Genomic DNA, 14,062 nt, shown 5'->3' on the forward strand with positions numbered 1-14,062 from the left:
AGTTCTCATTTGTTAAAGACTACGAAAACCCTGCTTACCATTGACTGGGTCAAAAAGTACATCATATTTATCAAAAAATGCGATGCCAGAATTGACAAATATAGGAAGTTCTGCCTGTGGTGAAACACTCAAACTCCAGCGATTAAATCCTTCGCGTGTTCCTGGGGTCAAATTATAATCAAAAACGCCATTAATTGCTATCTTCACAGCATTTGCTGAACTTAATACTCCTGGTTTGAGTTTACCTGCTGTAGCTGCTGTCTTAAATTCAGCTAAACCATTAATGGTTGCAGTATCAACGATCATTCTGCTATTACAAGAATTTTTCGCAGCACTCCCAGCAATAGTTAAACAAACTTTGCTCAGTCGAGAGTCCCATCTGTTACCGGGTACACCACTAATTTCGCTTTGTTGACTCCAAGAAGCCGTTTTGAAACCTGCTTGATTTTCAGCAGTTAAACCAAGAATGAGACTACCATTTTTATTATTACCACCATTTACAGTCACGATAAATCCGTTACTCAGATTACCCGGTAATTTTCTCAACGGATTGTAAGGAAGGGATTTTTCAAAATAGTTGACACCAATAATGCCAGAAAATGGCACACCACTTTTTGCTGAACACTTAGGTTTTTGGGGAGTACATTGGCGACTAGTAACAACCTGTATCGGCACTGGTTCTGTGGCGGGAAGCAAACCAAATCGGACATTAGTATAAACTAATTCCCCTTCTAGAATAGTACCATCACTTAATACCTCCTTGATGTTTTGTCCTGTTCTGCGGATAGGAGCATTACCTAAAAACTCCTTAGGAACTCGCAACCCTGCTGACCCTGTATCTAATAAAATCCGCTTTGGTTGACCATTTGCTACTGCTACTTCCAAAAAATAGCCGCGAACACGTTTACCTAAAGAAGGTTTTGGATATAAAGGTAGGGATATGGTATCAAAAGTTGGCTGGCGGGGTGTATTTTGAGAAATATCGCGCAACGCTGGTTTTTTAAAAAGAGCCGCAAATGCTGATTGTCGTTGTGCTACTTCTTCGGGTGCGATATCCCAAAGGCTTTCGTAGTAGAAAAAGCCGATACCTAAACCCCGTTGTTGCGCTGCTTGCACTTGGGGTTGGATTTGTGATAGAGAAACTGGGCGATTTCGTAACCCCGCTAAAATACCGATACCAGTTGGGATGATTTTTTGGGTTTCTAAAATTTCTGGGCGGGTGATTTGACCGATAAAACTGTCCAAATCATTTCGGTACACCTGCATGACTAACTCATCAACAATACCCAACCTTACCCAGTTGAGCCAGTCTTGCATTTGCACTTTATAGGCGTAGTCAGAATCAACAGGAGAAATTGAAAAGATAGCGTTCGGTTTTTGAGCTTTCACGGTTTGGTAGAGATCTACCATGAATGCAGTAATTTTATCAGCCCGCCATTTTTTCCATGCTTGGGCTTGGGGATTAGGTGGGGGAGGATTGCCAGTTTCTTGAGTATATAGATTAATTGTATACTTATCGTAACCAAAATCTACGGGTAAACTCGTATGGTCGTCCAATTGAATGCCATCAGCATTGTATCGAGTAATGACTTCCATCACGAGTTCGGTGATCAACTTTTGTACTTCAGGGTGAAACGGATTCAACCACGCCACTTCACCCGCAGCACTAATTGAAGTCTGAGTACCGTCCTGCTTTTGTGTCAGCCAATCTGGATGCTGGGATGCAAGTTCCGAAGTTAGAGGAACCATGAAACCAAATTCAAACCAAGGTATTGCTAGTAGTCCTTGGCTACGGGCTTGACTGATAATGTCTGCAATTACATCTTGTCCATCTATTCCCTTGAAAAAAAAGGGAATACCCATTTTTTGCATGATGGCGCTGGGGTAATGTGTATAGCCATCGTTCCAGACGACAGGATAAACAGTGTTAAAGTTTAGCTGTCGCAGTTGGCTCATGGCCGCTTGCACTTTTGAGCGATTTCTAAAAACACTAAAATCGTTACCACTCAGCCACACCCCCCGAATTTCCTGACGAGGTTGCGGGGGTAGTTGGGCAACGATAGGGGCAGAAGTATGGAGTAGCAATACCGCAACAAATGATATAAGACACAATGATTGCAGTAGACGTTTCCTTGAAAGCCACCAACTTTGATCCATAAAAAATGATGGCTGGCAAAAACCTGTGATTTTACTAAACACTAGGTGTAGCAAGTTAGTTAGAGTTACATTAATTTTTCTGCTTTTTTTCCAAAACTGAGTTGTCATTACTTCTGCTTACTAAATGAGGATGATTGGTTATATTTAATTCCATATCAAGGTTATAGAAGAAAATATAAGTCTATTTGTGTCAATAAAATAAAAAACTCCACCCACTAGGGGATGTAGTTTTTGGGCATAGGGAATAGGGAATGGGGCATAGAGAAGAAGTTACCAATGCCCTATCCCATAAGCCCCAAGGTTGTTGCTAACCCCTTGAAAATTTAATAGCTTAGATAGAATCTTTCTTGGAGTGTAGATTTTTTCTAATTTTGTTTTTGTTACAATTAATAAACTTTTTATAAAAAAACATCATTATGGCTTTATATGCTGAATTACATCGACACCTAGGCGGTTCGGTTGTGCCGCGTGTATTATGGCGATATTTCGAGAGACACTCATCTGAGTTGATTTCTAGTTTTGCAGACTATCCAGCATTTGAAGATTTTTATACACGATCGCGCAATACTCTCGATGAATATCTAGAATTACATACCTTAGTAGAAAGTGTACAAACTGTAGAGACGTTGCCTTACTTTATCTATCGTTTGCTACGGGGTGCTTATATTTTTGAAAATTTGGCTTATCTGGAACTGCGCTACACTCCTTATTTACGGACACCTGATCATCTCAGTCAGTCTGAACGCATTGATCAGATGGCAGAAATTGTAGAAGTTGTCGGAAAAGCTAGTCATCTGCCAGAATATCCTATTGTCACTAGCCAAATTCTCTGTATGCACACCCGCTTACCATTAGAGGTAAATCGGGCAATTATTGATTTGGCAGCCCAAAATAAACAGTATGTCTGTGGGATAGATGTCGCGGGAGGCGATCGCTATTATGCTGAACGTTTAGACGAATGGATCAGCTTGTATGATTATGCGCGATCGCTAGGTGTTAATACTACGGGACATCTTTATGAAACTACGGCTGGTTGCTACCCGCAATTGTTACCTTATCTGATGCGAATCGGTCACGGCATCCAAATTCCTCTGTTATATCCAGAGTTATTGCCAGATGTGGCAAAACGCGGCCAATGTTTAGAAGTCTGTCCGACAACTTACCTCAAAACAGGCACTTTAGAAGATATCCGTCAACTTAAGTTAGTGTTTGACCGTTGTTTTGATGCTGGGGTAGATATCGCTATTTGCACCGATAACGCTGGTTTGCACAATGTACGTTTACCTTTTGAGTACGAAAATCTCTTGACTTACGACATTATTAGTTTTGGACAGTTGCAAGCTTGTCAAAACGCAGCTTTCCGTCATGCTTTTGCTTGGCCTTATAGTCAACCTCCTGCATCCCTTTTAAGTGGGTTGCTGAAACCTGAAGCACCTAAAGTTTTGGCAGTCAATTAGAACCAGTATCACAAGACGAAATTAAATGGTATTTTGATGTGCGATCGCTGTTGGGCAAAAAAAGATCTATTTTGTTGAGATTCATATTCTAATAACATCATATCTTTTTCATGTGAAAACTACCAACTTTTAAGGTATTCACTATAATTTTAAAAGTTGGTAAATGCTACCATCAATTTTAAGTCACGAAATTACCAGGGAAGCTCAGTAATATGCAAATTAGCGCTCGTAACGCTCTCAAAGGTACTGTCAAAAAGATTCAAGTTGGCTCTGTCAATGATGAGGTAGTCATAGAAATTGCATCTGGAGTAGAGGTAACTGCAATTATTACCAAGTCATCAGTAGAGAATATGCAACTGAGTGAAGGCAAAGAAGTATACGCTGTGGTCAAATCATCAGATGTAATGGTTGCCATCGACTAAAGACATTTTTTTTAATCATTTAAAAACGGAGCGATTAAATCGCTCTTTTTTTAATTTTTAAGGTTATTTCACTCAATTTCTGAGATTTTAATTGTATAAAATACCAACAATATACCAAAAAAAGCATTATTTGTCTTGCTTTTAGTAGACATTTCTACCAAAATAATAGGTAAAACGGTATAATCGGCTGAGATTTCAATCAATCACCGAAAGCGGCAGGAAACCCATTTTTTCAAGGAGTGTCCGGGATAGCCGCCCCGCCACTGTCCTGTGTCAGTAGTCAGTGGTCAGTAGCAAAACCAACTAACTACTGACTACTGACCCTTCGGGTTCGCAGTCGCCTACGGAGGGAAACCCTCCTGCAGCGCTGCCTCACCACTGACACGAAATCCCATCCCCTTTTAGGAGTGGGATGAGCTTAATCAAAGGCATTATTTAGGAAAGTTTAAAAGTCCAATCACAAAAGGACAGCATTCTTTTCTCTTGTGTCTCAGTCGTTGTATCCCACCGTTAAATATAAATGAAGAGAAGACGTTTTTTTGCCTTAATTACTTGGATATCTATTTCATTTTTAGCAGTTGTTGGTTGCAGTCAACTTACATCAAATACTCCTGCCAATCAAGCTACACAGTCGCCAAATACACAGTCACAAGCTGCACAGTTAACGGTATCAGCTGCTGCCAGTATGCAAGATGCGATGAAAGCAGTCGGACAAGCTTATCAACAAGAACACTCAAACACTAAAATTACCTATAATTTTGGTAGTTCAGGTACTTTGGCTCAACAGATTCAACAGGGCGCACCAGCGGATATTTTCATATCAGCGAACGAGAAATTTATGGATGAGTTAGATAAAAAAGACCTTTTACTTCCAGGAACTCGCAAAGACCTGTTAAAAAATGATGTTGTCTTGATTGTACCCAACAAAGCTAATGCTCCCAATATCTCTGACTTTCAACAGTTGACAAGTTCAAACATTAAAAGGTTTTCCATTGGAGATCCAGAAAGCGTACCTGCTGGACGATATGCCAAAGAAGTTTTGACGAATGCGAAAATTTACGATCGCCTCAAATCAAAGACTGTCTTTGCTAAAGACGTGCGTCAAGTCTTATCTTACGTAGAGTTGGGTAACGTTGATGCAGGTATTGTCTACGCTACAGATGCCAAAATTTCAGACAAAGTTAAAGTTGTAGCTACTGCACCAGAAAATACTCACAAACCAATTGTTTACCCAGTGGGAGCAATCAAACGTACTCAAAATCCAGAGGCGGCTAAGGAGTTTATTCAATTTTTAAAGAGCGATCGCGCTACAGATGCCTTTAAAAAATATGGCTTTCAAATCGCTAACTAAGTAGCTAACCCTTATAAAACCGTTGAGGCTTTCAGCAAGTTAAGCGAAGCCTCGACGTTTATTATCAGACATAACTCCTATGGAATTTGACTTATCTCCTTTATGGATTTCTCTGAAAACTGCCTCAGTCGCTACAATCTTCGCCTTTTTTGCGGGAATTGCCGCAGCAGGTTGGATGAAAGAATACAAAGGCAAAGCCAGAGGAGTCCTTGACGGGATCTTCACTCTTCCTTTAGTTCTACCGCCAACAGTAGTGGGTTTTTTGCTGCTATTGTTGTTTGGAATTAATAGTCCGGTGGGAAATTTTTTGATGCAAATAGGAATTACTGTTATCTTTTCTTGGCTGGCCACTGTTATTGCATCAACAGTAGTTGCCTTTCCTTTAATGTATAAAACCGTATTAAGCTCTTTTGAACAAGTCGATAGTGATTTGAGTAATTGCGCTCGCACTCTAGGGACTTCTGAGTGGAAAATTTTTTGGTTAATTGTTTTACCATTAGCTTGGCCAGGAGTTATAGCGGGAACAATTTTAGCTTTTGCCAGAGCTTTGGGAGAATTTGGTGCTACCTTAATGCTAGCTGGCAGTATACCAGGCAGAACGCAAACAATGCCGATCGCGATTTTTTTCGCTGCGGAAGCCGGTAATATGCGGAAAGCTTTAATTTGGGTATTGGTAATGGTGGCAATTTCTCTAGCTGTGATTGTTGCTATTAACTATTGGGATCAATCGCAACGTCTTTCTAAAAATAGAGAACCAAAAGGTGTCAATTTGATTAAAAGTCTGAGCAACTTCGTCATTTTCGCTCAGTTTGCAGACATCAAGCTTGCTGATACCCAGACTTCATCAAGACAAAGAAATAGAATTTTGGAACATCAAGTTAATGGGTGTAGCAAAGAACTTATAGTTAATCTCGAAAAGAATTTTCAAAGTTTTCAATTAAACGTTAACTTTACCGCAGATAAAAACACTTTAGGATTATTAGGTGCTTCTGGTTCTGGTAAAAGTATGACCTTGCGTTGTATCGCCGGATTGGAAAAGCCAAATCAGGGATGTATTGTTTTGAATGGACGAGTTTTGTTTGACTCCCAACGAAAAGTTAATGTTCCTAGCCGTCAGCGCCGCATTGGTTTTTTGTTTCAAAACTATGCGCTTTTTCCTCACATGACTGTGGCGCAGAATATTGGTTTTGGTCTACAAGAACTACCAAAAAACGAACGGCGATCGCGGGTGCAACAATATATTAATATGATGCAATTGCAAAGTTTAGAAAACCGTTACCCCCATCAAATATCCGGTGGACAGCAGCAACGAGTCGCCCTCGCTAGAGCTTTGGTAATTGAACCAGAAGCATTATTACTAGATGAACCACTTTCAGCACTTGATACTTACCTACGTAACCAAATTGAAAAATTGCTGAGAAAAGTTCTTTCCTCCTATGAAGGTATAACTTTATTTGTGACACATAAACTAGAAGAAGCTTATCGTGTTAGTAACAATATTTTAGTGCTGTCACAAGGAGAAGTGGTTGCCAACGATTCTAAAGAAAACATTTTTGAGCGACCATCAAACTTAGTCGTCGCTAAAATCACAGAATGTAAAAATATTTCTCGCACCCAAGCTGTTGATTCTCAACAAGTCAAAGCTTTAGATTGGAATTGTAATTTAAAAGTGGTAGAACCTATCCTTAATTCCTTAAAATATGTGGGAATACGCGCCCATCACCTCACCTTTTGTGACGAACCAAATCAGGAAAATACTTTTCCTTGTTGGGTTGCTGATATAAGTGAAACCCAGCATCGAGTGACTGTATATCTTAAACTACATTACCTTCCCGGTGACTCTGAAGATTACGATTTACAAGTGGAAGTTTATAAAGAAAAATGGACTAATCTCAAAGATAGCCCCTTCCCTTGGTACATTCATTTAGATCCGCTACGTTTGATTTTGATGGAAAGTTAAGGTTTTTTCTAAGACGCTGGCTGAAGTTTCTACCGCAAGTAGATCTTATGGATGTTGTTGAATAGGGGTATAAATTCAACAGAATGCGTGGCTTTTTTCTCCGTAGTAATACGTTAACATACAGATAGTAAGATATTGAGATAAAGATAATTTAAAAGAAATTATAAATAACTGAAACTCCAGACAATTGAAGGATTTGCTGAAATTTTCCCGGAAGTAGAAGAACTTAACTTGAAATAAAAAATAGAAGAGGGGACTAATATGATTTACCCCAAAGAAGAAGCGTAAATCCTGACAAATCCTGTTGGAAATTACAAGTAAAAATGTCATAAGTGCGGCAGAATCTTCCATAAAACTACAAGCAAATGCCAAAAAATAGAGTCGCACAACTTTCTTGGTCAGATATACCAAGTTAAAATCTCTATTGCTATAGCAATTAAGAGTAAATGCTAATCACAGTCAAATCTGCAAGTGAAAAAATGCAAATAATAATTGCATGGGACTTGTCTTGGGAAGCATTTGTGTAACTAGATTGTCAGTCGTTCTAGAAAATTTGTAGTTTTCAAATCGGCAACTTTTTATTAGCAGATGTGCTTTTGTAGCGCATTTTGAACAGACGCGATTAATAGCTGTAGAATCAGCAGACCTTCAGATTTCTTTCCATTTGTCGAAACGAGCAAACTAAATTATAGAAGGTAATGCAACATGCAAAGTTGGATACGTTGCTCAGGAACTTTCTGCACAGGTGTAGCGTTAATGATGGCGACTCTAACTTCTTGGTCGCTACCAACTACAGCTGACCCCAGTTCTTTTATAGCTAGAAGTGCATCAGTTAATGACAAAAGCATTACTATATCCGATACTCGGCTAGCATCTTTACCTCGCCGGATTGAAATAGACTTGTCTGAGCAGCGCTTACGTGCATGGGAAGGAAAAAGATTAGTATATTCATTCCGAATTTCCACAGGAAAGCGCTCGACTCCTACACCCAGAGGAAAGTTTTTGATTAATTCTAAATATCGCACTAACAGAATGCGGGGCAGAGGTTACGACATTCCCGATGTTCCTTATGCAATGTATTTTCATAGAGGCTATGCTATTCATGGCGCGTACTGGCATAACCGATTTGGGGTTCCAGTTAGTCATGGTTGCGTGAATTTGCCAGTTAAACAAGCCCGCCAACTATACAACTGGTCTTCTGTGGGAACTTTAGTAGTAGTGCATCGGTAAATAATATTGTTTCACTTTTAAATTGGCTACAAATAGACCGTAGAAAAGGCTATTTGTAGCTTTTATCAAAAGGCGATCGCGTTACCCACTTCTTCTCTTTCAGAGACGCTGACGCGAACAAGGAGTGTCAGTAATAGTACTTAGGCTCCGCTCAGTAACCATCGCCCCGTCGCCGTCAGGTGTTAGTAGTCAGTGATGCACTGAGTTTCGACACTTCGACAGGCGCAGCGCGGCAGTTGAGTTTCGACTTCGCTCAACTACCGCGATGCAAATTAGAGGGCTTTACCCTTGATTCGCTAGCTGTATCCTTTAAGGCAGGAATGAGCTTTCAGGGTAACTGAAACTTTTCCTTATAAATACTTGCTCAGCATTTGCTCTAATTGCTGCACACTAGCACGCGGAGAAGGACGTGGCAAAGGCATTTCAATCAAATCTTCTGACTTGGCGCTCTTGGCATCTTGGCGGTTCGATAGATAAAGTACTGGCACTTCATACTGATACGCTTGCAACCAGTCTTCACGAGTCGTAATATCTCGAACTTCAAGCTCAAAATTAAGATTTTGGATTTGTTCTAGCTTTTCTTGTAAACCTTCACACAAATGACATCCTGGTTTACTATATAAAATCAATCGCATTTTTTCTCTTTCTACAAGTCAAAGATATATCCAAAACAGGTGCAAACCGACAAGAATGCACCTATTTAGATTTTTAATGATGCCTCACATCAGTTCATCCGCATCAAGATTTAACAAATTCCAGCAGGTCGGCGTTGACCTGTTCCTTGCTCGTATCGCCCAGACTGTGCGCTCCGCCGGGATAAATCTTCAAAGTCGAGTTTTTGACGAGCTTCGCAGATAAAGGGGCAGAAGCACCAATCGGCACGATTTGATCATCATCACCATGAATAATCAACGTAGGTACATCAAACTTTTTCAAATCCTCGGTGAAATCTGTTTCTGAAAACGCCTTAATACAGTCATAGGTATTCTTATGACCAGCCATCATGCCCTGCATCCACCACGAATAGATTAGCCCTTGGGAGACTTTTGCACTAGGTCGATTGAATCCAAAGAACGGGCCACTGGCTACATCCAGGAAGAACTGCGAGCGATCAGCCAAAAATGCCGCACGAAATCCGTCAAAGACTTCAATGGGTAGCCCATCCGGATTCGACTCTGTCTTGAGCATAAGTGGCGGCACTGCACTCATTAGCACTGTCTTGGACACACGTTTGGTGCCGTGGCGGCCGATGAAGCGCGCCACTTCACCGCCGCCGGTAGAGTGTCCAATCATTACTGCATCTTTAATATCCAGCGCCTCGAAGAGTTCCGCTAGATCATCGGCGTAGGTATCCATATCATTGCCGTTCCAAGGTTGGCTCGACCGGCCATGACCGCGACGATCATGCGCGATGCAGCGGTAGCCGTGGGAGGCGAGAAAAAACATCTGCGATTCCCAAGCATCGGCGCTTAGTGGCCAGCCGTGGCTGAAGACAATAGGCTGTCCTGCACCCCAGTCTTTGTAATATATTTGCGTACCATCTTTAGTTGTAATTATGCTCATCTGACTTTTATAGTAAATTGTGAGAGTTTCCCAATCTATAATTTGGTTCCAGCCATAAAAATAACTGTATCCGTAATCGGTAACTGATCGATAAGTTGATGTATAGCTGATTTCAGCAGTCTTATTTTAATGACTTTTGCAAAGCGGTTGACCTGATTGCTTGCAAAGGTGACTTATCTATTTTTAAATTCTTCAATTTTGGTTTAACTTAGGACTTACGCACATCGAGTAACAATAAAAACAGCTAGAGCGATCGCATACACGATAAGATTTGAATAAAAACAGCATGGTTGGCAAATTAATTGTATTTGAAGGGGTAGAAGGCTGTGGCAAAACTAGCCAAATGCAACTTTGTGGTCAATGGTTAGAGAGTCTAGGTATCTCTGTAATCGCCACTCGTGAACCAGGGGGAACAGAGTTAGGGCTGCATCTGCGTCGCTTGTTGCTAGAAAAAACAGATAATCAACCAATTGCTGAGGTGACAGAATTACTGTTGTATGCTGCTGATAGGTCGCAACACATTGAACAAGAACTCAAGCCTAATTTAGCAGCAGGAAAATATATTTTATGCGATCGCTACACTGACTCTACTATTGCCTACCAAGGTTATGGGCGGGGCTTAGACATAAATCTAATCAACCAACTTAACTTCATCGCCACTGGTGGGTTAGCAAGTGACCTGACTATCTGGTTAGATGTCGATGTCGAGGTAGGACTAGCCCGTAAAAGAGGAAGCAAAACAGGCTTAGACCGCATCGAACAAGAGACAATTGCTTTTCATCAACGTGTTCAACAAGGATATGCAAAATTAGCCGCATCTTATCCATCTCGGATTGTGCGAGTAGACGGCAACTTGAATCAAGAAACTGTACAAAAAGTGATTCAGGAAATTTTGCGCGTACATCTGTAGCTTGTATTCTGTATCCTATCTTGAAAATACTTCAATGTAGATTGCCCCATGCCCACTTGCCCTGAGCGAAGCCGTTCGACGGAGTCGTTCCCGAAGGGTAGGGATGCCCCATGCCCTATGCCCCATGCCCATTTTCATACTTAACCTTGGCGTGAAGCACGAGGCTTAACTAACTTCCAAAGCGAGTAATATTCATCTTGGTAAACAATATTTGTCTGGGACTGATACTTGTTTGCTATTTGCCTACGCCAATTATCGGCAGGATTCAAGAGAAAAATATCACTGAATCCATCAGGAATCTGAGGAATGTTTTGATTTTGCATCAATTGAAATCGCACTTTTGGCTGTGTAAGATAACTCAAAGAAAAGACATTTCCAAAATTAATACCTACAGAATTAGTGATCAAAAGTGGTCGTTTTGATTGATTGATCATCTTTGCAACTTGTGGATTACCATAACTAACTCCCTTACTCCACCAAGTTTCTGCTTGATAACTGACTCTACAAGAAACTAATCCACAAATAACTATTAATAGCAGGATCATGTGCCAAATGCTTCGGCGTAATAAGTTGCCATTATACAGTTGTGTAGCTAGTAAATAAGCAACAGCTATTTGAATACCTAGATAAGATGGCATCAAATATGGTTCAGAATTTAAACGTATATCCCCAGAAATTATATCAGGCAATATTAAAGGTAAGGCTGGTATTATAATTAATGCCACAACAAACAACCAGATTTTGTAATTTGTTCTTAGGCAAAGAGAATAAACAGCATATCCCACCAAACTTACAAAAACTGGCGAAATTAAATATATCCAAAGATTGTCTAATTTTAAGCCTAAATCAAAAAAAATGCGGCTAACCTGCATCAGCCAAAATGGAATTAAAGGCGTTTGTGATACCTGCACTGCCTTGACATCTGCTGAAATTAAAAATTGAAAAAAATCAGCCGTCACAATTGTGATCCAAGGCATGAAGGCTAAAAACCCTACCACTGATGCTAACAAATAAGCTCTGACAGTCTCATTTAGTTGAAATTTTGCTGTTGTTAATATATAAATTCCATGAGCAAATGCGACAAATACAGTCCACAAAGATGTATAAAGACTCAATATTAAAGTTATTGCATAAATTCCCCAAAGAGCAAAGCGGTCTGGTAATTTTTGCTGTTGTTCTAACTCGTTTTGCTCTTTGAAGTCTATACAAACTGCTCGTAACAGTGCAGCACTGCATAAAATTATAGTGACGAACCAAAGAATATATTCTCGTGCTTCTTGGGCATAAATTATTTGCATAGGGGAAATTGACATCAGTGCGATCGCTACGGTAGGCATCGATAACGGCACATTGAATAATTCTCGACATAGCCAATAAGTAGCAGGAAAAACTAACAAACTAATCAAGGCAGACAAACTTCTAATTGCTGATACTGAACTACCAAAAGTTTTTACCCAAAATCTAGCTATCAAGTAATAAAGTGGCGGATGTTGCGAGTCTTCTTTTATCAAAGACATAATAGTATCATTGATGCCTGTTTTTAAATTAGGACTTTGAAATTTTTTAAAGTTATCTTGACTAATTACCTGACCATCAAATATTTCTCGTTTAACTTCATTGGCTGTATAACCATAAATTCTCAATGAGGTATAAATTTCATCGTGTGAGTAAACTTTGCTATCAAGATTAACAAAGCGAAACAATGTACCCATCATCAACAAAAAAATCATTAAAAATCGCAACCAACTCGGAACAAGAGTAAGATGCCGCATAACCTATTATAGGTAAAATTTAATACGTTTTAATTAAATAAAAATCTAAGTATTTATCTACTTTTTCTCACAACCTGGAGAATGCCACCTAGTAAAATCTTCTATATTAGACATAGTTAAAAAATCAATGGTTTTGAATTGGCGATCAATTGCTGGTAAGCTACATATTTTAGCTCCAATATTTAAATATGCCTGCAAAATATTAGGAATTTCTACATGACATGTATCCAAACTTTCTGAAGAAGTTTCTAGATAATATTGTAAGTTGGGATTAACTAAAATACTCGAATGCATCAAGTTATTTTGCTGGAAGTAGAGATAAGCACAAGTAGCTTCTTTGGCGCATTGAGTGAGTAAGGATGCACAACCAAAAAAATATTTCTTTTGACTCCAGATAAGATAATTTGCTAATCCTTCCCAAAGTAATAAAAGCGTCTGAATGTTGCGATATTCTTTAGCTATACATGCACGTCCAACTTCTACAGATGCTTGTAGTACAGAATCAGGAATTTCCTCTAAATTAAATATGTCAGCAGCATCAAAACCCAGCCCTTGCATAGCCATTGTATAAGTTTGCATCCGATAGGTTCCAATTGTTTGGCCAGTATGTTTGCAAATGAGCATTAAATGATCGCAGACAGCATCAAACTGATCTTGATCCATCTGGTTAAAGCTAGAAGTAGAAAATCCCAAGCCTAACTCTAGATTAAAAACTTCAAACCTTAAACGAAAAATTGAGTCTAATTCTTCTTCATTAGAGGCAAGTTGTAGGATGTATTTGTCAGTTTCAAGGACAGGAAAGTCTGTCAAAATAGAAGGAGGACTAAGTGGGTAATTGATGTTGCGGTAAGAAATTTCCATCTGTCTTCCAACTTTAAGATGTGCGAAGATATCCTACTAAGATTTACACGCTGCATGTAACGTGTGAAAACGTTATTTGTGCAGTTTTAGAGACCAGATTTACGGAAAGATGATTTAATATAAATCATGGTTTGGTAACATGTCGATTGATTACCGACAATTCCCGCAAAATCTTTCCCCAAAGCAGTAGTAATCGTTCTCCAGCCCCTAAAATAATCCTGAAAAGAAGAGAACTTTGGCATTTCCTGGTAAAAGAGATTTGCAGTTAGGGGTAAATAGGGGATGGTGTTCTTATTATGAGCTTGAATTATAGAAAAATCTGGCAATAAGATACAGAATTGACTCAATGCACATATCTATTTTTCTGTCAATTTTAGTC

The 14,062-nt window shown here is 39.5% G+C and carries 11 protein-coding genes; 6 read left to right on the forward strand and 5 right to left on the reverse strand.

Going from position 1 to position 14,062, the window contains the following annotated elements; all coding sequences use genetic code 11:
• Positions 1-12 precede the first annotated feature (12 nt).
• Positions 13-2,265, reverse strand: a complete 2,253-nt coding sequence (locus QI031_RS05265) for a glycoside hydrolase family 10-like protein (RefSeq protein WP_281484156.1) — start codon at positions 2,263-2,265, stop codon at positions 13-15.
• 308 nt (positions 2,266-2,573) lie between these two features.
• Here QI031_RS05265 and QI031_RS05270 point away from each other — a divergent pair, with 308 nt between their 5' ends.
• The 5 genes from QI031_RS05270 to QI031_RS05290 all read left to right on the forward strand — a co-directional run bounded on the left by QI031_RS05270 (position 2,574) and on the right by QI031_RS05290 (position 8,577).
• Complete coding sequence (locus QI031_RS05270) at positions 2,574-3,614, forward strand: adenosine deaminase (RefSeq protein ID WP_281484157.1); 1,041 nt, start codon at positions 2,574-2,576, stop codon at positions 3,612-3,614.
• Between the two features lie 212 nt (positions 3,615-3,826).
• Positions 3,827-4,036 carry a TOBE domain-containing protein gene (locus tag QI031_RS05275; protein ID WP_281484158.1) on the forward strand — a complete coding sequence of 70 codons (210 nt, stop codon included), beginning with the start codon at positions 3,827-3,829 and terminating at the stop codon, positions 4,034-4,036.
• A gap of 520 nt (positions 4,037-4,556) precedes the next feature.
• Positions 4,557-5,387: a molybdate ABC transporter substrate-binding protein gene (gene modA, locus QI031_RS05280; protein ID WP_281484159.1), complete on the forward strand. Its 831-nt coding sequence runs from the start codon at positions 4,557-4,559 to the stop codon at positions 5,385-5,387.
• Positions 5,388-5,466: 79 nt separating this feature from the next.
• Positions 5,467-7,347 (forward strand): molybdate ABC transporter permease subunit, encoded by a 1,881-nt coding sequence (gene modB / locus QI031_RS05285; RefSeq protein WP_281484160.1) that lies wholly within the window; start codon positions 5,467-5,469, stop codon positions 7,345-7,347.
• Between the two features lie 705 nt (positions 7,348-8,052).
• Positions 8,053-8,577, forward strand: coding sequence for a L,D-transpeptidase (locus QI031_RS05290; protein ID WP_281484161.1), 525 nt, complete (start codon positions 8,053-8,055; stop codon positions 8,575-8,577).
• A gap of 350 nt (positions 8,578-8,927) precedes the next feature.
• On the opposite strand, the gene QI031_RS05295 is transcribed toward QI031_RS05290, so the two are convergent.
• Positions 8,928-9,212 carry a glutaredoxin family protein gene (locus QI031_RS05295; RefSeq protein WP_281484162.1) on the reverse strand — a complete coding sequence of 95 codons (285 nt, stop codon included), beginning with the start codon at positions 9,210-9,212 and terminating at the stop codon, positions 8,928-8,930.
• 103 nt (positions 9,213-9,315) lie between these two features.
• Positions 9,316-10,140: an alpha/beta fold hydrolase gene (locus QI031_RS05300; protein ID WP_281484163.1), complete on the reverse strand. Its 825-nt coding sequence runs from the start codon at positions 10,138-10,140 to the stop codon at positions 9,316-9,318.
• 286 nt (positions 10,141-10,426) lie between these two features.
• Here QI031_RS05300 and tmk point away from each other — a divergent pair, with 286 nt between their 5' ends.
• The gene (gene tmk, locus QI031_RS05305) at positions 10,427-11,050 is read left to right on the forward strand and encodes a dTMP kinase (protein ID WP_281484164.1); all 624 of its coding nucleotides are present in this window, start codon (positions 10,427-10,429) and stop codon (positions 11,048-11,050) included.
• Between the two features lie 140 nt (positions 11,051-11,190).
• Here the strand turns inward: tmk and QI031_RS05310 are convergent, their stop codons facing one another.
• Positions 11,191-12,822 (reverse strand): glycosyltransferase family 39 protein, encoded by a 1,632-nt coding sequence (locus QI031_RS05310; RefSeq protein ID WP_281484165.1) that lies wholly within the window; start codon positions 12,820-12,822, stop codon positions 11,191-11,193.
• Between the two features lie 57 nt (positions 12,823-12,879).
• Entirely contained in the window at positions 12,880-13,683 is an 804-nt protein-coding gene (locus tag QI031_RS05315; RefSeq protein WP_281484166.1) for a GNAT family N-acetyltransferase, read from the reverse strand.
• Positions 13,684-14,062 lie beyond the last annotated feature (379 nt).

This window comes from Halotia branconii CENA392 (assembly GCF_029953635.1).
GTDB lineage: Bacteria > Cyanobacteriota > Cyanobacteriia > Cyanobacteriales > Nostocaceae > Halotia > Halotia branconii.